The 18,735-nt window shown below is 60.6% G+C and carries 15 protein-coding genes; 10 read left to right on the top strand and 5 right to left on the bottom strand.

The window, feature by feature from the left end:
• Positions 1-11 precede the first annotated feature (11 nt).
• Complete coding sequence (locus C7378_RS16165) at positions 12-1,088, top strand: DUF481 domain-containing protein (RefSeq protein ID WP_131999022.1); 1,077 nt, start codon at positions 12-14, stop codon at positions 1,086-1,088.
• A 42-nt stretch (positions 1,089-1,130) separates the two neighbouring features.
• Here the strand turns inward: C7378_RS16165 and C7378_RS16160 are convergent, their stop codons facing one another.
• Positions 1,131-2,012, bottom strand: a complete 882-nt coding sequence (locus tag C7378_RS16160) for an aldo/keto reductase (protein WP_131999020.1) — start codon at positions 2,010-2,012, stop codon at positions 1,131-1,133.
• Positions 2,013-2,141: 129 nt separating this feature from the next.
• On the opposite strand from C7378_RS16160, the gene C7378_RS16155 reads away from it, so the two are divergent.
• On the top strand, positions 2,142-2,618 hold the full coding sequence (locus C7378_RS16155) for an NUDIX hydrolase (RefSeq protein ID WP_131999018.1): 477 nt from the start codon (positions 2,142-2,144) through the stop codon (positions 2,616-2,618).
• Between the two features lie 227 nt (positions 2,619-2,845).
• Positions 2,846-4,417, top strand: a complete 1,572-nt coding sequence (locus C7378_RS16150; protein ID WP_131999016.1) for an NAD(P)/FAD-dependent oxidoreductase — start codon at positions 2,846-2,848, stop codon at positions 4,415-4,417.
• Here C7378_RS16150 and rhaT read toward each other — a convergent pair.
• Entirely contained in the window at positions 4,380-5,522 is a 1,143-nt protein-coding gene (gene rhaT / locus C7378_RS16145) for an L-rhamnose/proton symporter RhaT (RefSeq protein ID WP_131999014.1), read from the bottom strand. The genes C7378_RS16150 and rhaT overlap by 38 nt on opposite strands.
• Positions 5,523-5,764: 242 nt before the next feature.
• Between rhaT and C7378_RS16140 the strand changes: the two genes are divergently transcribed.
• The 5 genes from C7378_RS16140 (at position 5,765) to C7378_RS16120 (ending at position 13,084) form a co-directional block, all read left to right on the top strand.
• Positions 5,765-6,934 carry a sugar isomerase gene (locus C7378_RS16140; RefSeq protein WP_131999012.1) on the top strand — a complete coding sequence of 390 codons (1,170 nt, stop codon included), beginning with the start codon at positions 5,765-5,767 and terminating at the stop codon, positions 6,932-6,934.
• Between the two features lie 92 nt (positions 6,935-7,026).
• On the top strand, positions 7,027-8,121 hold the full coding sequence (locus C7378_RS16135) for a substrate-binding domain-containing protein (protein ID WP_131999010.1): 1,095 nt from the start codon (positions 7,027-7,029) through the stop codon (positions 8,119-8,121).
• Positions 8,122-8,257: 136 nt separating this feature from the next.
• Positions 8,258-10,474 (top strand): bifunctional rhamnulose-1-phosphate aldolase/short-chain dehydrogenase, encoded by a 2,217-nt coding sequence (locus tag C7378_RS16130; protein WP_131999008.1) that lies wholly within the window; start codon positions 8,258-8,260, stop codon positions 10,472-10,474.
• A 2-nt stretch (positions 10,475-10,476) separates the two neighbouring features.
• Entirely contained in the window at positions 10,477-11,925 is a 1,449-nt protein-coding gene (locus C7378_RS16125) for a rhamnulokinase (protein ID WP_131999006.1), read from the top strand.
• A 49-nt stretch (positions 11,926-11,974) separates the two neighbouring features.
• Positions 11,975-13,084: a glycosyltransferase family 4 protein gene (locus tag C7378_RS16120; protein WP_131999004.1), complete on the top strand. Its 1,110-nt coding sequence runs from the start codon at positions 11,975-11,977 to the stop codon at positions 13,082-13,084.
• 69 nt (positions 13,085-13,153) lie between these two features.
• On the opposite strand, the gene C7378_RS16115 is transcribed toward C7378_RS16120, so the two are convergent.
• Positions 13,154-14,608, bottom strand: a complete 1,455-nt coding sequence (locus C7378_RS16115; protein WP_131999002.1) for a glucuronyl esterase domain-containing protein — start codon at positions 14,606-14,608, stop codon at positions 13,154-13,156.
• 171 nt (positions 14,609-14,779) lie between these two features.
• Between C7378_RS16115 and C7378_RS16110 the strand changes: the two genes are divergently transcribed.
• Positions 14,780-16,036, top strand: a complete 1,257-nt coding sequence (locus C7378_RS16110) for an SGNH/GDSL hydrolase family protein (protein ID WP_131999000.1) — start codon at positions 14,780-14,782, stop codon at positions 16,034-16,036.
• Between the two features lie 104 nt (positions 16,037-16,140).
• Here the strand turns inward: C7378_RS16110 and C7378_RS16105 are convergent, their stop codons facing one another.
• Positions 16,141-16,551 carry an ArsR/SmtB family transcription factor gene (locus C7378_RS16105; protein ID WP_243648308.1) on the bottom strand — a complete coding sequence of 137 codons (411 nt, stop codon included), beginning with the start codon at positions 16,549-16,551 and terminating at the stop codon, positions 16,141-16,143.
• Positions 16,552-16,703: 152 nt separating this feature from the next.
• Between C7378_RS16105 and C7378_RS16100 the strand changes: the two genes are divergently transcribed.
• Positions 16,704-17,450, top strand: a complete 747-nt coding sequence (locus C7378_RS16100; protein ID WP_131998998.1) for a glucose 1-dehydrogenase — start codon at positions 16,704-16,706, stop codon at positions 17,448-17,450.
• A 73-nt stretch (positions 17,451-17,523) separates the two neighbouring features.
• On the opposite strand, the gene C7378_RS16095 is transcribed toward C7378_RS16100, so the two are convergent.
• A complete protein-coding gene (locus tag C7378_RS16095; protein ID WP_131998996.1) occupies positions 17,524-18,735 on the bottom strand; it encodes a hypothetical protein in 1,212 nt (403 codons plus the stop codon).

Below are 18,735 nucleotides of genomic sequence, written 5' to 3'. Positions count from 1 at the left end.
CAATCTGCGGAATGAATATTCCATTGCACTTTCTACCTGCTGCTGCCGGCTCGCAGATTCGTATTCTCGCGTTGCTCTTCCTTGTTGCCGTGCCTGCGTTTGCCGCCGCCAGACGCTCGGATGATGTGGTCATCCTTCAAAATGGCGACAAGATAACCGGAGAGATTCGTTCCTTGAAAAATGGCGAGCTGACCATCCAGCCGAGCTACGCGAAGAACGCGGTTGTCATTGACTGGAGCAAGGTCCAGAAAATTGAGAGCACGCAGATATTCGCCGTGCACGCCTTCTCAGGAGCGCGGACGCAAGGCCCTCTTCACGTCAGCAGGCAGCAGTCTTCTCCGGCTGGGGCGGAACCTTCGCAGGAGCAGTTTCCTCTGTCCGCTATCACGGCAATCGAACCCGTTGGCTCAACTCTGTGGTCGAACCTTCACGGCAACGTCGATACCGGCCTCAGCTTTACCGGCACAAATTCCCAGCAGTCGGCCACCGTCCAGGGGAGCGTCGCCTATACCTCCGCCATGCGAAGAGCGCAGCTCTCTCTCAGCGATCAGTTCGCAACCCAGGCCAATGCAAAAAATACGAATGAAATGCTTATCCAAAGCGCGGTGTATCGGCAGATCAGGCAGTCGAGGAACTACGCGGGCGCGCTTGCGAATTTTCTGTCGAGCAGCCAGCAGAATGTTTCCCTTCGATCCACGATAGGAGCGGGCTTTGAAAGGTACCTTGTCATGAATAGACACTCAAGCGTGGCAGGCACCCTCGGACTGGCCTATACGGATCAGATAAACCAGCCTTCTTCTACGGGAATCCGCTCTGAACGGCAGCGATCCATGGACGGAGCGCTTGCCCTGGAAGCGGCGTTCTATCGCTTCAGCTCTATCAACTTCACGACCTCTGCGTGGCTCTATCCCGGTATCACCGATGCGGGCCGTTTTCGCATGACGCTGAATCAAAGCGCATATTACAGCCTGATTCAAGGTTCCTACGTCCGCTTTACCATTTACGACTATTACGACAACCAGCCCCAGATAGGAACACCCCCCAACAATGTTGGCGGGGTGCTCTCGATCGGATGGGCCTTTCACTAAAAGGCCCCGGAGGCTGTAAACCTGTGCTTCTAACAAGCAGGGCTACGCGAGCGCCCGATTCAGGTTGTCGATCGCCTCATCGATCTCGGCAGTATTTTTGTAGCCGACCGTTACGCTATCCACGCCCGCATTCTGAAATGCGAACTTCATCGCCGCCTGCCTGTCCGCCCGGTCAAACGTGCCTTCACCGATCAGCTTCATGCTGATGACGCCCAGTCCGTTCTGGCGCGCCTGCTTGATGTGCGAAACCACCTCGCTCACGTTGCCAAGCCCGTCCGTATCGAAGTTCTCAGCGTCCATGCGCGTGCCCTTGTGGTTCACGCGAATCATCGCCACCTGCAGCCACTCGTCCTTCGGCACCTGTCGCAGGGCCGGCAGCCCGTGCACAGACGCTCCTCGGCTGATAATTTCCTTCTTCGCCTGCGCCTGCAGGATGGCGTCCTGCCACCGCGCGCTGTCGGCGGGCCAGGTAGCCGTGTGCTGCCAGTGCAACAACATAATGTCGAAATACTCGGTCTTCGCAAGACGGCGCAGCTCATCGAGCTTGGCCTGCGGATCGATGCCTTCGCGTGTCGTCACCTTCGACATCAGCCTGTAGTTCTCTCGCGGAATACCCGTAAGCGCTACCCCTAGCATCCGGTGCATATCTCCATAGGACTCGGCCGTTTCGAAGAAGCGAATCCCCTGGTCATACGCATAGCGCACCAGCCGGGTGAACTGCTCCTGGCCTAACCCGCGCTGCACAGCACCGCTGAAGCTGCCCGTGCCGAAGGCCAGCCGCGTTACTTTCACATCCGAACGTCCAAGCGTAACCCAGTCGGTTGCCGTCCGGGGTTGCGCTCGCAAAGGGAGACTTCCGAGGCTCGCCATCGCGCCTGCAGCAAGCCCTGTTTTGAGGAGATCACGTCTGGAGTAGCGAGGCATACATCCTCCATGAATAAAGCGAATCCTACCACAAATCCGTAATCAGAAGGTTACGGCCACGGCAGCATCCAGTCCTCGCACAGGCCATCTGCATCGCTATACTTCATACTTCAACAGGGGCAATCTCTCGTGGCAAAGCAAAGTGCAGGCTTGCTGATGTATCGCCGCCGGAATCACCATCTTGAAGTCTTCCTCGTTCACCCCGGCGGCCCATTCTGGGCAAAGAAGGACCTTGGCGCATGGTCCTTGCCCAAAGGCGAATACACGGCAGGGGAAGATCCGCTGCAGGCGGCTCTGCGCGAATTCAAAGAAGAGACCGGCTTCGTCGCTGATGGACCTTTCCTTGAGCTTGGCACAGCTAAGCAGGCAGGCGGTAAGTTAGTCACTGCATGGGCCTTTGAAGGCGATCGTGATCCGATCGATCTCAGGAGCAACCTCTTCCAACTGGAGTGGCCGCCGCACTCCGGCCGCCTGACCGAATTTCCGGAAGTGGACCGGGGCGCCTGGTTCGCAATCCCTGAAGCACAGCAGCGAATTCTGAAAAGTCAAGACATTTTCCTCGACGCACTTACCCGGAAACTAAGTACTAGAAGTGCAACTCCCTGACTACGCACTTACCTTCCGGAGATTACAGTGCGCTCTCTTCACACATGGAGTTGGTTTGACTCCCTGCTTACTCGTTTAGATAATCGAGTAGGGAAGCTGCTGCAGTGGTGACCGCCGCAGGATGAATATCGCTTTCAGTCAATACCTCTATAGATCTCCAGGAGATTTTTACGGATTGTGCTGAGTCATAGTTAAGCCAGGCAACCAGCGCATCTCCGGAGAATGCAATGCCGACAAAGCAGAACGCCGTCATCATAGGAGCAGGCCCCGCCGGCCTGACCGCCGCGCTGGAGTTTGTGCGCCGGTCGGAGATTCAGCCCATCGTGCTCGAAGCGAGCCATGAGATCGGCGGCATCTCCCGCACCATTCGCCACAACGGCAACCGCATGGACATCGGCGGCCATCGCTTTTTTTCCAAGAGCGATCGTGTCATGAACTGGTGGACTGCCCTGCTGCCTGTTGCCGCCTGCGAAAGCGGCGACAACCATTCCATTCAGTATCAGAACAAGCAGCGCACGGTCGCTACCGGGCAGGCCTCCGCCGAAAACACTGATCTTGTCATGCTGGTACGCCCGCGCAAGAGCCGCATCTATTTTCTGCGCAGCTTCTTTGACTACCCTCTCGCTCTGAATGCAAAGACCCTCAAGCAGCTTGGCGCATGGCGCACCTTGAAGATAGGCATCAGCTATCTCGCCGCCAGGCTGTTTCCGCGCAAGAATGAAACTACCCTCGAAGACTTCCTCATCAACCGCTTCGGGCGCGAACTCTATCTCACTTTCTTCAAGTCCTATACGGAAAAGGTATGGGGTGTTCCCTGCGACCACATCAGCGCCGAGTGGGGCGCGCAGCGCATTAAAGGGCTCTCGCTTCGTACTGCCGTCCTGCACTTTTTGAAGACAACTTTTTCCAAAAAGAAGCCCACCGACTTATCCCAGAAAGGTACAGAGACTTCACTCATCGAGAAGTTTCTCTATCCCAAATACGGCCCGGGACAGTTATGGGAGCATGCCGCTGACCTGGTAACGCAGGGAGGCGGTGAACTGCACATGGGCTGGCGCGTTACAGCGCTTCACGTTGAAGGCAATCGCATCGCCTCCGTCGAGGCCACCAGCCACTCGGGCGACCGTAGAACCTTTCGCGCAGATTATGTTTTCTCCACAATGCCCGTGCGCGAACTCATTCGCAGTCTCGATGTGGAGATTCCCGCGGAGATAAAACAGATCAGCGATGGTCTCATCTACCGCGACTTCGTCACGGTTGGCCTCCTCGTCAACAAGCTCACCGTCACTGAACCTGATGGCTCCCCGCTCAAGGACACATGGATTTACATTCAGGAGCCCGATGTGCTGGTAGGCCGCCTGCAGATCTTCAATAACTGGAGCCCTTATATGGTTGCCGATCCTGACAAGACATGGATCGGGCTCGAGTACTTCTGCTACGACCGCGACGACCTGTGGAAGATGCAGGATGAAGACCTCAAGAAGTTCGCCATCGCCGAGATAGAAAAGATAGGCATCCTCAAGGCAGCCGATGTCCTCGATGCCCACGTCGTCCGCGTGCCCAAGACATACCCGGCATACTTCGGGACCTATGACCGCTTCGATGAAATTATCCGCTACATGGAGCGCTTCGAGAACCTGTTCCTGGTTGGTCGCAACGGCATGCACAAGTACAACAACCAGGATCATTCAATGCTCACCGCCATGACCGCCGTGGACGGCATCCTCTCCGGCAACCTCGATAAAAAGGTGCTGTGGGAGATCAATACCGAGCAGGAGTACCACGAAGAAAAGAAGTAGCTACAGGCTTCGCGCTATCCTCTCCTACCTTGAGATAGTTGCCGTAGCCCACGATCACCGTCGAAGCTATCAGCAGGAAAATCCCAAAGCCCACCAGCCACCGCGTCCGGCTGCTTGTTCCGCGCCACTCCTTCAGCATGATTCCCCAGATCGTCGAAAACAGGATGATGCTCGCCATATGCAGCGTCCAGCTGGAGAAGTCATACTTGCCCATCTTCGTCTGTCCGATCGAATAGAAGAAGAACTGGAAGTACCACGTAACGCCCGCCACTGCCGCCATGAAGTAGTTCATCAGCAGCGCGCGTCCCTGCACTGGCGAGCCACCATCCGCTGCCTCGCCCGCATACTGCGCCACTGAGCGATTCTTCACAATCAGCCACGCGCACCACAGGAAGTTCGTCATGAACCCTCCCCACAGCACCACCACCAGCACGGGCAGGTTTTGCCACAGGTCCGCACGACCATTGGCGGCCAGCCGCACCCGTGCAATCTCTGCAATCGGTTTGCCCGCAGCCAGCCCATAGGCAAAGCAGGCGCTCATGATCCCGGCGAAGATCGCCACCGCCAGCCCCTTCGGATAGGAGAACTCCTCCACCGTTGCCTGCTTCTCCTCGGCCGTCAGTTCACTTTCCTTCGATTTGCCCGCGGCCCCGCTCACCACAATTGCCGCCATGCACACGCCGATACCCAGCAGGATCACCTGCCCTGAGGTCGAATGGGCAATCGCTCCCATCTGCCCGCTGAAGATCGGTGGCATCAGCGTGCCAAACGCCGTACACAGCCCCAGGGCGATCGGATATCCCAGTGCGATCCCGAGATAGCGGACTGACAGCCCGAAGGTCAGCCCTCCCACGCCCCACAGCAGCCCCCAGAACCATGCATAGAACAGGCTCGAAGCAGGCGCGGCATGCAATACCGAAAACAGGTCCGGCACCAGCAGCCCGGCAAAGAACAGCGGCGCGATGATCCAGCTGAAGACGCCCTGCAGCAGCCAATAGATCTCCCACGACCAGCGCCGGATGCCGCGGAACGGCAGATAGCAGCTCGCCGACGCCAGCCCTCCTATCCAGTGAAAAACAACGCCTATAAACGGATTCGGCCCCACGCATCCCTCAATCGCAAGTTTTCGATCAGTGTCTCGACCCGGATCATCGTACCGGATTAGAGATGGAATGGAAATATAGTTCCTATTGAATCAAAACCGGGCCCCTCATGGTGATCGCATGCAAAGAGCTGACCCGTTACTAGAGTTCCAATAGATACGAAGTTTCTAAAATGTAGTAGTATGTCGTTTCGCGTTCTTGTTTCACGCTTTACCTTTTAACAGCAAGTGCCCCGGAGGAATTTATGGAGCAGATATCCCGAGCCCTCGACACCTTCCAGATCGAAATACCCTCCTGGGGATTCGCAAACACCGGTACCCGCTTCGGCAAGTTCCAGCAGGCTGCCGCCGCCTCGACAATTGAGGAGAAGTTTGCCGACGCTGCCCAGGTCCATGCGCTCACAGGCGTCACCCCCACCCTTGCTCTTCACGTGCAGTGGGATCTGCCCCAGGGCGTCAAAGATGCCGGGGCCATCAAGGCGCTCGAGGCGAAATACGGCATCCGCGCCGGCTCCATCAATCCCAACCTCTTCCAGGATCAGGAGTACAAGTTCGGCTCGATTGCCAACCCCGACCCTGCCATCCGCGAACGCGCCACCAGCCACATGATCGAGTCGGCTGCGATTGCCGCCGCCGTCGGCTCCCGCGACATCTCGCTCTGGATCGCCGACGGCTCGAACTACCCGGGCACGCAGAGCATTAGCCGCCGTATCGGCTGGATGGAAGAGTCGCTGAGCGCCCTGCATGCCGCCCTCGTCCCGGGTCAACGCATGCTGGTCGAATATAAGCCGTTTGAGCCTGCCTTCTATCACACCGACGTTGCCGACTGGGGCATGGCCCTGGAGCTCGCCCGCAGCGCCGGACCCCAGGCCCGCGTCCTGGTAGACACCGGCCACCACTATCAGGCGCAGAATATTGAGCAGATCGTAGCCTGGCTCCTGCACCTCAACGCCCTCGGCGGCTTCCATTTCAACGACCGCCGCTTCGCCGACGACGACCTCACCCTCGGCTCCATCGATCCTTATCAACTCTTCCGCATCTTCCATGAGATTCATGAGCAGGGGGCGGGTGGAAGCGCCGATATCGCCTTCATGATCGACCAGAGCCACAACATCAAGGGCAAGCTCGAGGCCATGGTCCAGAGCGTTGTCACCGCCCAGGAGCTTTACGCCAAGGCCGCACTCATTGACCGGCCGCGGCTCCGCGAACTGCAGGATAGCTCACGCACCGTCGAGGCCGAGGAGTGCTTCCGCGACGCCTTCTGGCAGGATGTGCGACCGACGCTGCGCGACTGGCGCCGCACCCGTGGCCTGCCCGAAGACCCTCTCGCCGCGCTGCGCGAGAGCGGCTATGTCGAGCGCATCACCGCTGAGCGCAGGGAGCGCAACGCGAAGAGCATCAGCACCTATGCGTAAACGTTACATCAGTTCCGTATTGGAAATAGATGCCTGCGCAGTGCATACTTTAGTGTCCGCTGTTGAATCCGGCTCCAGGAAGGCTCGCCCGCGTGCCCAAGAAAACTACCAAACGGCTTTACCTGATCCCCATCCTCTCCAAGGCCCTTGATATTCTCGAGCTCCTGCAGAGCGAAAACCGTCCTCTGGCACTTGAAGCGATTCATCAGCGCACACGCATCTCTAAAACCACCGTCTACCGCATCCTTAAGACATTTGTGCATCGCGGCTATCTCGCCCAGTCGCAGGACGGCCTCTACCGCCAGGTTACCCGACCCAAGAAGCTGCGCTTCGGCTTCGGGGGGCAGAGCGCCGATCTGCCCTTTTCTCAGGCTGTTACCGAGAGCCTGCAGTCCGCAGCAGCCTCGGCCGGTGTCGATCTGCTCATCCTCGATAACCGTTACGACGCAGCCACTGCCGTCGCCAACGCTGAGGAGTTCATACGCAGCCGCGTCGACCTGGTCATCGAGTTTCAGGTTGAGCAGCAGGTCGCGCCGATCATCGCCGACCGCATCTCCGCCGCCGGAACACCCCTCATCGCCATCGACATTCCTCACCCTCACGCAACCTACTTCGGCGTCGACAACTACCGCGTCGGTTTTGAAGCAGGCGAACTGCTGGCCAACTACGCCCGCGAGAACTGGGGCGGCAAAGTGGACTGGATTCTCGGTCTGGATCTGGAAGAGGCAGGCCCCCTTGTCCAGAGCCGCATCACCGGCGCCTTTGAGGGCGTCCGCTCTCTTCTCGACGGACCGGCCGTCGAGTCCTTCGTCCGCATCGACTGCCGCGGCCTTCGCGATAAGAGCCACAAAGTAGTCTCCGATTTCCTGAAGCGCCACCCAAAAGACAAGCACATCCTCATCGCCACCGCGACAGACACGAGCGCCCTCGGCGCCCTCGCTGCCGTCCGCGAGCACAAGAGAGAAAAGCACGTCGTCATCGTCGGCCAGGATGCGCTCCCCGAGATCATTGAAGAGATGCGCAAGCCCGGCTGCCCGGTCATCGGTTCGGTCTCCCACGAGGTCAGCCAGTATGGCCCGAGCCTCATCCAGCTCGGGCTCGCTCTGCTGCAGGGGCAGACCGTCCCACCCTATAACTATGTGCAGCACAAGATGATAGGCAGAAGCGAGGCCGCGGCGCTGGCCTAAAAGCTCTATCTCCGCCAGGATGGAGCTGGCACACAGCAGTCATGCGTCTACAGATTTGTTTCTATAGAAATACTTGCCCTATTGATAGTTCGCCTGCCATCATAGTAGAGTTGTCATCTCCAGAACGAGGCACACCATGAGCACCGCCATCCAGCTCCGCTATCTCACCGACAAATGGAATCCCGCCGTCGCCGACAAACTCAGCGGCCCCGAACTGCTCGAGTACCGCTCGAATCTCCTCGGCTCCGACCTGCGGCTCACCAACTTCGGCGGAGGCAACACCAGCTCCAAGCTCGAATTTACCGACCCGCTCGATGGCGAGCGCAGGCAGGTGATGTGGGTCAAGGGCAGTGGCGGCGATCTTGGCACCATCAAGACCTCCGGCTTTGCGACCCTTTATCTTGACAAGCTGCTCGCCCTTCGCAACAAGTACCAGGGCGTCGAGCTTGAAGATGAAATGGTCGCCATGTATCCCCTCTGCGTCTTCGGCAATAACGCCGTTGCCAGTTCCATCGACACCCCGCTGCACGGCTTTCTGCCCTTCCCGCATGTAGACCATCTGCACCCCGACTGGGGCATCGCTCTCGCAGCATCCGCCAACGGCGTCGAAAAGATGGAGGAGTTCAACCGAGAGTTTGGCCACCATCTCGTGTGGCTGCCATGGCAGCGTCCCGGTTTCGAGCTGGCCATGATGATGCGCGAAGTCGTCGAGCAACACCCGGGCTGCGACGGCGTCGTGCTGGGCGGCCACGGCCTCTTCACCTGGGGCTCGACCCAGCGTGAGTGCTACCTGAACACCATCACCGTCATCGACCATCTCGGTCAGTTCGTCCACGCTCACGCTGAGAAGAAGCAAGGCAAGCTCTTCGGCGGCAAGCGTTACGAGGCGCGCTCCGACCGCGCGGAACTCGCAACGAAGATCATGCCCGTCCTGCGCGGCCGCGTCTCCGCCGCTCGCAAGCTCATCGGCACCTATAGCGATCTGCCGGAGGTCCTCGACTTCGTCGATTCCCACAACGCTCCGCCGCTCGCACATCTTGGCACCAGTTGCCCCGATCATTTCATCCGCACCAAGATTCGCCCCATGTTCATCGACTGGGATCCTGCCGGCGACCTCACCGCTCTTCACGAGAAAATTGACAGCGCCATCGCGCAATACCGCCGTGAATACGCCGACTACTACAAGACCCACGCGCTGCCCGCCTCGCCCGCGATCCGCGATGCCAATCCCACCGTCGTCCTCGTCCCCGGCATCGGCATGTTCAGCTTCGGCAAAAACAAGAGCGAGTCGCGCATCACCGGCGAGTTCTACACAAATGCCATCCACGTCATGCACGGCGCCGATGCGCTCGGCGGCAGCGGCGAACTGCCCTGCGATATTGAGGTGCCGCAGGCTGGTCCCGCTGCGCCCGCCTCTGCCTTCAAGGTCCACTCCAACTACGTCGCCTTGCCTGCCAGCGAAGCCTTCCGTATCGAGTACTGGGCACTGGAAGAAGCAAAGATTCGCCGTCAGCCCCCGGAGAAAGAGCTCAGCCGCAACATCGCCCTCATCGTCGGCGGAGGCAGCGGCATCGGCCGTGAAGCAGCGTTGCTCGCTGCCCATCGTGGCGCGCATGTGGCGGTCGCCGACCGCGATTTTGAAGGCGCGCAGCGCGTTGCCGAAGAGGTGAAGGCGATCGCCGGCAAAGAGACCGCCGTCGCCGTTCGCATCGACATTCGCGATCGCTCCTCCATCCGCCAGGCGCTCGATGCGGTTGTCGCGCACTACGGCGGCATGGATATCCTCATCAACACGGCAGCGCTCTTTCCGTCATCGCCCGACGGAGTCATCTCCGATGCGCAATGGGCGCTCACCCTTGAGGTCAACGTCACCGCCAACTATCTCCTCGCTGATGAAGCAGCAAAGCTTTTCACCGCGCAGGGACTTGACGGCTGCGTCGTTCTGACCAGCTCTGCCAACGCCGTGGTCGCCAAGCGCGGCAGTGAAGCCTACGACGTCAGCAAGGCTGCTGTCAGCCACCTGGTCCGCGAGCTAGCCGTCACTCTTGCGCCGCTCGTCCGCGTCAATGGCATCAGTCCCGCGACCGTGGTTAAGGGCTCGACCATGTTCCCGCGCGACCGCGTTATCGCTTCGCTCAAAAAGTACAATCTCCCCTTCGAGGAATCGGCGACCGACGAAGATCTCCGCACCATCCTTGCCGGCTTCTACGCCAAGCGCACGCTGACTCACAAGCCTATCGATCCCAAGGACTGCGCCGAGGCGATCCTCTTCCTCGCCGGGCCGCACGCCCGCTGCACCACCGGCCATCTCATTCCGGTCGACGGCGGACTCACAGAGGCCTACCTGCGGTGAGTGTGGAAGAACGCCGATCCCCTGTCCCGCCGTCTGACAGGCGTGCTCTCATCGCCATCGATCTCGGCGCTGAGAGCTGCCGCGTTTCGCTGCTCCGCTGGCATGGGGAGCAGCCCGTCATCGAGCTCGTCCATCGCGCAAGCAATGCGCCCATCGAGAATGGCGATGCGCTTGAGTGGGATATTGCCCGCATCGAGCGTGAAATTGACACCGGCCTGCGCCGCGCCGCAGCGCTCGCAACCGAAGGCGTCCGCTCCATTGCCGTCGATGGCTGGGCCGTCGATTACGCGCGGCTCGACGCCGACGGACATCTGCTGGCGAATCCCCGCTGCTACCGCGACCCTCGCAACGTCGCGGCGCAGGCCGCAGTCCATTTGCTGCTTCCGCCCGACCGCCTTCGCGAAATCACCGGCCTCCAGCTGCTCAGCATCAACACGCTCTATCAGCTCTATGCCGACCAGCTCGCCGGATTCTCGCACGCCCGCTGGCTCAATCTGCCCGAGTACATCCTCTATCGCCTCGGCGCTCGGCAGATCGCCGAATACACAAATGCCACCCACACCCAGCTCCTGCACCAACGCACCCGCGACTGGTCGCCGGAAATCTTTGATCGGCTCGGTCTGGATAGGAGCTCCGCCGCAACCATCGTCCCGCCCGGCGCCAGGGTGGGCACGCTCGCGCCGCCGCTCGGCGACCTGCCCTCACTACGGGGCGCAGAGCTCATCGCCCCGGCCTGCCACGACACTGCCTCTGCCGTCGCTGGCATTCCTGCTCATGGCGACGACTGGGCTTACATCAGCTCGGGCACATGGTCGCTGGTCGGCACGGTACTTCACTCCCCCATCGACACCCCTGAAGCTCGCGAGAAGAATTACACGAACCTCGGCGCAGTCGGCGGCCGCATCTGTTTCCACCGCAATGTCAACGGCATGTGGCTCATCCGCCAATCCATCGACGAGTGGCGGTCCCGTGGCCGCGAGTGGACCGTCGCCGAGCTCATCGCAGCCGCCGAAACGCTGCCTGCCCCCACGGCTCTCATCGATGTAGACGAGCCCGAGCTGCTGCTGCCGGGCAACATCCCCGCGCGCATCAACGCACAGCTCACACGCCGCGGTCTCGCGCCTCTCGATGAATCTCCGGACAACGCCCCGGCCTTCGCCAGCCTCATCTTCCACTCGCTGGCCGCGCGTTACGCCCAGGTGCTTGCCGACATCAGCCGCATCGCCACCCGCACCTTCACTCGCCTCTTCATCGTCGGCGGAGGCAGCCGCAACACTTTCCTCAACCGCCTCACCGCCGCAGCCACCGGCCTGCAGGTCATCTGCGGCGCGCCGGAGAGCTCTACCATCGGCAACTTCGCCGTACAGCTGGCCAGCCTTGAAGAAGGCGCCGACCCGCGTACCGGTGTCACCGCGGAAGCCACAGCCAGCTGGGCCGCGCTCCTGCAGTAGCCATCTCCGAACCCGTGTGCACGGCCCTCAGCTAGAATCCATCCAGGCCATGCACATTCTCCTTGTCGCCAACTACGCCCCTGACCGCCAGCAGAGTATGTTGCGCTATGAAGATCTCCTCGCTCGCGAACTTCCCCAGCGTGGGCATCAGGTATCGGAGATCTCGCCGCCGTCCATCTTCGGCAGACTCGCCCCCGCCGATACCACCCTCGGCAAATGGCTTGGCTATGTTGATAAGTTCCTGCTCTTTCCGCCGCTCCTTCGACTCCGCGCCCGCCGCGTCGATGTAGTCCACATCTGCGACCACAGCAACTCCATGTACCTGCCGCACTCGCCGCGCAAGCCCTGGGTCATCACCTGCCACGATCTGCTCGCTGTTCGGAGCGCCCTCGGACACTTCGAGGGCATCGTTACGTCGCGCACCGGCAAGCTGCTCCAGTCCTGGATTCTCGCTGGCCTCAAGCGTTCGCGCCACACCATCTGCGTCTCACACAAAACACATGCCGACTGGAACGCGATCATCGGCACCCCCGCCGCCGTTATCCACAATCCCATGAACTGGCACTTCGCTCCCACCTCCCAGTCCGCCATCCGTGCCGTCCGGCAAAAGCACCAGATGGGCGACGGAGAATACGTGCTCAGCGTCGGCGGCGACAACTGGTACAAGGATCGCCCTGCGCTCATCCGCATCTTCGCGGCAATGCGCCGACTGCCTCAATACGGCGGTCTCAGGCTGGTGCTGGCGGGCCGCCCCCCGGCAGCCGAGTTGCGTGCCCTGATCGCAAGCGAGTCGCTCACCGACGCGGTCATCGAGATGCACGACTGCAGCAATGATGATCTGATGGCGCTCTACACCGGTGCGCTCGCCCTGCTGTTTCCCTCGCGGGAAGAGGGCTTCGGCTGGCCCATTCTTGAAGCGCAGGCCTGCGGATGCGCAGTCGTCACCACCGCCCGCGAACCCATGCGCGAAGTCTCCGGCGATGCCGCCATTCTCATCGATGCAGCGCAGCCGGAGGCCGCCGCCGAGCATATCGCGCAACAGCTGTCGCAAGCCACACAGCTTCGACAGCGCGGCTTTGAAAACCTCACCCGCTTCGACCTCGACACCATCCTCAGCAGATACATCGACTACTACAACCAGGTGCGTGAGTCGTTCTAGCAGTACTGTCGGCCGATGGCGGAGGAGCCGCGCGGCAAGCGCGCGGCTTTGTGAAAATACCCCGGTGGCCTAGTTCTTTGCCGGGTAGCCAATGAACTTATCAGCCCACCCGATGAAGTACTTCACATTCGGCGCGTCCGTGTGACCACCGTCGTCCTGGCGCCAGGCCAGCTTGCCCCCGAGTAGTCCATCGTTGACCGGCGGCATCTTCGCCTTCTGGTAGTCAAGGTTGTCGGTGCTCAGCCCTGGCGCTCCCAGCAGCGCCCAGACCGGACTCGCAGCGACAGTCGCCATCCAGCTGCCACGCTGATCCAGCCACTGCGCATCGCCCTTCTCAGGAATGCCGTAGCTGATAAAGGTCAGTCGAGGGGCGCAGAGAGCAATCAGCTCGTTAGAGTCCACCGGAATGTCGCCGGGAGTCATGCTGCCGAAAGTGGCTTTGGATGCGCCGTACTTCATGAAATTGCCGGCCATCCAGTAGTACTCGCCCCCTGTCAGGCTCTCGACAGCCTCACCGAAGTTGCGGCGCAGAGGAGTCGCTCCACCCTTGCCCGAGGAGCCCACCAGCACCATGGCGAATCGCTGGTCAAAGGCCATGGTGACCAGTGCCGCTTTCCCATATCGAGAGACCCCCTCGATACCGACATGCTTCGAATCGACGGCATGATCGGTCTCCAGATAATCGAGGCCCCGGCTCGCGGCCCACGCCCATGCCCGCAGCGCTCCCCACTGGTCCGGCTTGCGCGGCTGGCCTTTGTTGACGAGGCCAATGATGCCCCGTGTCAGGCCCGCAGCGTTATCCGCCTGTGCACTCTGCGGGTCAAGCATGGCGAAGCCCCAGCCGGCCGCGATCAGCTCCCACGTGCTGGGCGGATCACCATCTGCATTCATCTTCGGAAACTCGAATGGAACGGGGCGAACGGGCTCCCATCCCGGGTGTTGAGTAATGACTGCCTTCAGCGACGGGTCCTGCTTCTCGAGCATTGCCTTGAGCGCCGCATTGATGCGCGAAAGCTCCTCCACTGAAGGCTGGACAGGAGCCGGAAAACCGCTGGGGCCGAACATCATCAGGAGCGGGACGGGACCTTTGGCGTCCGCCGGCGTCACCACGGTCATCCGCAGACTCACGCTGACCAGCGGGTATGAAGAGTTATCTACCTCGCCCTTCAACTCGGTCGCAATCACGGGATGAAATCCGACCATCTCCTTTTCGCTTGCGATCACCGACCAGCGCACCTTTGGCACATCCTTCGGGACGAAACCGTAGACATACTGCTCGTAATCGTGAACGATCTGCGGCCGGCGCTCCTTCCACCACATCTGCGCGTTCGTAACTTTCTGTCCATTGTTGAGCACGAGCGCATCCGGCAAAGCAGGCCAGGGGTTGGCCTTCGACTCGTCGTAATTCGCATGGTCCGGGGCTTTTGGATCTCCGCTCGGCCCCGGCCGCAAAGACTGGATGCCCAGCTGCGTCATCATGTTCTGATGATCCTGTTCGGCGGTGAAGGTGACAGGAGCTGGCATTGACCCGCTGCCCGCAGTGCTCTGAGCCCTCGCTGCCCCTCCACAAGAGGCGGCGGCCAGGAACGAAGCAGTTACCACCGTAGAAGCAAGTCGCACAGGAATCCGCATAAGTGTTACCCTTGATCCGCACCAAAATCGATTTAGCCAGCGCCCCATACTAGACCATCACCTATGCGACCTGCAAAGAATTTCGCGCCTGCTCTTGCCTTCTTCCTCGCCGTACTCCTCCATACCGGAACAGTTCTCGCTCAGCCGGCAAAAGCCGGGGATGCCTGGGTAGGCAGCTGGGCGGCATCGCAGCAGATTCCCGAGCCGCAGAATGCCCTGGCTCCGGATGATCTGCGCGACGCGACGGTCCGTCAGATTGTTCGCCTTTCTACCGGCGGCTCTGCACTGCGCGTCCACATCTCCAATGCCTTCGGAACCGAACCACTGCAGTTCACATCGGTGCATATCGCGCACGCACTTTCGCCCGCGTCTGCGGCAATCGATGCAGCATCGGACCGGGCTCTCACCTTCGCAGGGGCAACCCAGGTCATTGTTCCGGCAGGCGCCGAATATATCTCTGATCCCATCGATTATGCGGTCACCCCGCTCTCCAGCCTCGCCATCACCTTTCATCTGGATGCGCCGCCCGAGAGAGAGACAAGTCATCCCGGCTCCCGCTCCACCTCGTATTACGTGCACGGCAATCTCGTCTCGGCGCCGGACCTGCCTCAGGCGAAAAAAATTGATCACTGGTACCAGCTCTCCGGCGTGGACGTGCTCGCGCAGCCCGCCGCAGGCGCGATTGACGCACTCGGCGACTCGATTACTGATGGCCATGCCACCACGACAAACGGCAATGATCGTTGGACAGATGTTCTGGCAGAGCGGCTGCAGGCATCACCCGCGACGCGCAACATCGGCGTACTGAACGAGGGAATCGGCGGAAACCATTTGCTCACCGATGGCCTCGGCCCCAATGTGCTGGCTCGATTTGACCGCGATGTATTAGCTCAGAGCGGCGTTCGCTGGCTCATTTTCTTTGAAGGAGTGAATGATCTCGGAGGGCTGGAGCGCAAGGGGCCAGCAACCCCAGCCGAGCACAGCGCCCTGCTGAGCCGGATTCTTGCCGCCTATCAGCAAGTCATTCTTCGCGCCCACGCTCATGGCATTCAGGTGATCGGTGCAACCATCACCCCGTTCACCGGCTCGGATTACTACCATCCCGATGCTGCTACTGAATCCGATCGCGAAGCGATCAACGCATGGATTCGTACACCGGGCCACTTTGACGAGGTTCTCGACTTCGACAAAGCTGTGCGAGACCCCAGCCAGCCCGATCGCCTGCTTCCGGCCTACGACTGCGGAGACCATCTGCATCCCAATCCCGCAGGTTATCGCGCGCTCGCTGATTCCATCCCGCTCGCGCTCTTCGCACACTGACCTCGGGCGATCGGGATCGACCTCGTCAGGAAACATGCTGGCCAAGCCGAGGAAAAGCTGGCCTCGGCAAGCCGGGTTGACCGGGCACTCTGCAGCGGCCTCTATTATTTATTCGCAGCTTTCTGCCGGTCCGCCTTTTTCACTGTAGGCTTTCTCGCTTTAGCGCCAAGCTTTGACTGGATGGAGTGCGCATTGATAATCGCGCGAATCAGCCCAGGGTAGCGCAGCTCGATCTCCGCGCAACGCGCGGTGTTGTACACCTCCACACCGCGCCGTTCGCTGTGAATCAGCCCCGCCTCGCGCAACGCTCTGAAGTGCTGCGAAAGCGTGGACTTGGGAATCGCCTTGTCCCGGACGGTCAGAAAACTCGAGCAGTTGTGTGAGCAATCCTGCGCCACGATGTTCGAAAAAATAGCCACCCTCACAGGATCGGACAGGGCATGAAGAATTCCCTCTACCGTAATGTCCTCGATCGATGGATGGAGCAGAGGCCGCATAGCCCTAAGAGTAGTCATACCGGAGTAAAGGTTCAATAGTTCGCTTATTCGGAACTATTGAATCTTATCCCGCATCCGCCCCATCTACTTTCCAGAACCACGATGAGGAGCAGCCCAGCCCGGCGCCTCAACCGCTAATTCCACTGCTGCAAAGAAAAGGAATAGGAAACATGAGCAAGCTTACAGGCAAAGTCGCAGTCGTCACCGGCGCATCCAAGGGTATCGGAGCAGCCATCGCCAAGTCGCTCGCCGTCGAAGGCGCGGCCGTCGTCGTCAACTACGCATCCAGTAAGGCTGGAGCAGAGGCCGTCGTCAGCGCCATCACTGCCGCAGGTGGCCGGGCCATCGCCGTCGCCGCAGATGTATCCAAGGCCGCGGATGCCAGGAACCTCATCGACGCCGCCACTAGGCACTTCGGACGCCTTGACATCCTGGTCAACAACTCCGGCGTCTACGAATTCTCATCGGTTGAGACCTTCACCGAGGAGCAATTTCACAAGATCTTCAACATCAACGTGCTCGGACTTCTGCTCACCACGCAAGCCGCTGTCCCGCTTCTTGGCGAAGGATCCAGCATTATCAACATTGGCTCTGTCGTCAGCAGCCTGACCCCGCCAAACAGCACCATCTACACTGGAACCAAGGGTGCGGTCGACGCCATCACCGGCGTCCTTGCCAAAGAGCTTGGCACACGCAAGATCCGCGTCAACTCCATCAACCCCGGCATGGTTGAAACGGAAGGCGCACATGCTGCGGGCTTTATCGGCTCAGACTTTGAAAAAGGAACCGTCGCGCAGACACCCCTCGGACGTCTCGGTCAGGCGCATGACATCGCCTCTATCGCCACCTTCCTCGCTTCCGACGATGCAAAGTGGTTGACCGGCGAACTCATCCGCGCCGGCGGCGGACTCCGCTAAGCCTGCTCCAGGTGCGTGCGCAAGGTGCGTGCTCCAGGTCTCAATCCCGATACCTGGGGCACCCGGCCCATCCTCAGCTAACCCACTCCATCACCTGCCGCAACGTCGCGGGCTTCTCTGAGGTGGATCCGGCAGGCAGTCCGGGTCCAATCGCCACCGCCTGCTCATGCCCCTCAAACCACGCAACGAAAGCGCCCTGCTGTGCCCCGGCCAGCCGTTGCTGATCGATCCACGTGTAGTAGGCGCCCATATCCGCATCGATCAGGGAGCCCTCAAAGTCCGGCTCTTCATGCGTGTCCGTGCCGAGCAGGGTTTCGTTCATGGAGCGCTGCCGCTGCCTGGGTCCAAATCGTACGAGCAGTGTCTCCGGCTGTGCCCGCCGCCATGCCTCCCGTGCCGCCCACTGTGCAAAGGTGGTCGCAAAGATCTGAGTGCCGGAACCCTCCGTAAGCAGGCTGATCTCGAAGCGTCCCATCACTGCCCGCTCGCCATCGGCCTTCATCCCAAGGTCGGCAGGCCCCAGCGCGGCCAGCTTCGTGCGCAGCAGCTCCGGCCCCATCTTGCCTGAGTCGATCCACGTCTGCATCCGCCCGATCAGTGCCCGCCGCGTAGGCGCAATTCCCGCGTAGGAGAGCTGCGTTACTCCCGCCGCAGCACCGGCCATCGCCTCGCCGCCGTCTATGTACCAGTGCCGGTAGGCGCCAGGATGCGCCTGCGCCCGCGTATTCACTGCATCGATCAGAGTCGCCAGTCCACCAGCCGGGTCCACCTGGGTAAACAGCGTGCCATGCGCCTTCAGCTTGCGAAAGATGGGATAGTCCGTCGTCTGGACACCCTTGCCGATCACCGCAATCCCAAGCCGCGCGGTCTCTGGCGGCTTCACAGGGGTCGCCGCGCTTACTGCATTTCCATACTCGCTGGCGGCCTTGCGGAAGCCGTCAATCTGGTGCGTCGACCACAAGTAGGCGGTCAGCTGCTCGCTGAAATTCTGCGGCTGGTTCACCCAATCCACCTGGGTAAGCTCCGCCGGCAGCTTGATCGCAGCAAAGCCGCGCATCAGCTCCGCTCTCTGCGACGCCGCTAACCCTTGCAGGTAGTTGATCTGCTCATCGATCTCCGCCCGCTCCGCCGGGAATCGCCAGTCATACGCAATCACCTCGCGTAGCAGCAGTGGCAGCAGCGCCAGAGGCAATGACTGCAGCAACGGAAGATGCCCCACAGCCAGCGCCCGCGCCTGCGCCGGATAGGTCTCAAAACTCATCGCATTCAGTTCGGAGGGCTGCAT

Source organism: Acidipila rosea, assembly GCF_004339725.1.
Lineage (GTDB): Bacteria > Acidobacteriota > Terriglobia > Terriglobales > Acidobacteriaceae > Acidipila > Acidipila rosea.
This window is presented reverse-complemented; position numbering and strand designations above follow the sequence as displayed.

What these genes read in the sequence shown, in the direction of transcription:
- C7378_RS16110 (WP_131999000.1), top strand. Translation starts at nt 14,780, where the DNA reads ATGCGACCTGCAAAGAATTTCGCGCCTGCTCTTGCCTTCTTCCTCGCC.
- C7378_RS16160 (WP_131999020.1), bottom strand. Translation starts at nt 2,012, where the DNA reads ATGCCTCGCTACTCCAGACGTGATCTCCTCAAAACAGGGCTTGCTGCA.
- C7378_RS16115 (WP_131999002.1), bottom strand. Translation starts at nt 14,608, where the DNA reads ATGCCAGCTCCTGTCACCTTCACCGCCGAACAGGATCATCAGAACATG.
- C7378_RS16140 (WP_131999012.1), top strand. Translation starts at nt 5,765, where the DNA reads ATGGAGCAGATATCCCGAGCCCTCGACACCTTCCAGATCGAAATACCC.
- C7378_RS16095 (WP_131998996.1), bottom strand. Translation starts at nt 18,735, where the DNA reads ATGCAGCCCTCCGAACTGAATGCGATGAGTTTTGAGACCTATCCGGCG.
- C7378_RS16130 (WP_131999008.1), top strand. Translation starts at nt 8,258, where the DNA reads ATGAGCACCGCCATCCAGCTCCGCTATCTCACCGACAAATGGAATCCC.
- C7378_RS16105 (WP_243648308.1), bottom strand. Translation starts at nt 16,551, where the DNA reads ATGACTACTCTTAGGGCTATGCGGCCTCTGCTCCATCCATCGATCGAG.
- C7378_RS16100 (WP_131998998.1), top strand. Translation starts at nt 16,704, where the DNA reads ATGAGCAAGCTTACAGGCAAAGTCGCAGTCGTCACCGGCGCATCCAAG.
- C7378_RS16150 (WP_131999016.1), top strand. Translation starts at nt 2,846, where the DNA reads ATGCCGACAAAGCAGAACGCCGTCATCATAGGAGCAGGCCCCGCCGGC.
- C7378_RS16165 (WP_131999022.1), top strand. Translation starts at nt 12, where the DNA reads ATGAATATTCCATTGCACTTTCTACCTGCTGCTGCCGGCTCGCAGATT.
- C7378_RS16120 (WP_131999004.1), top strand. Translation starts at nt 11,975, where the DNA reads ATGCACATTCTCCTTGTCGCCAACTACGCCCCTGACCGCCAGCAGAGT.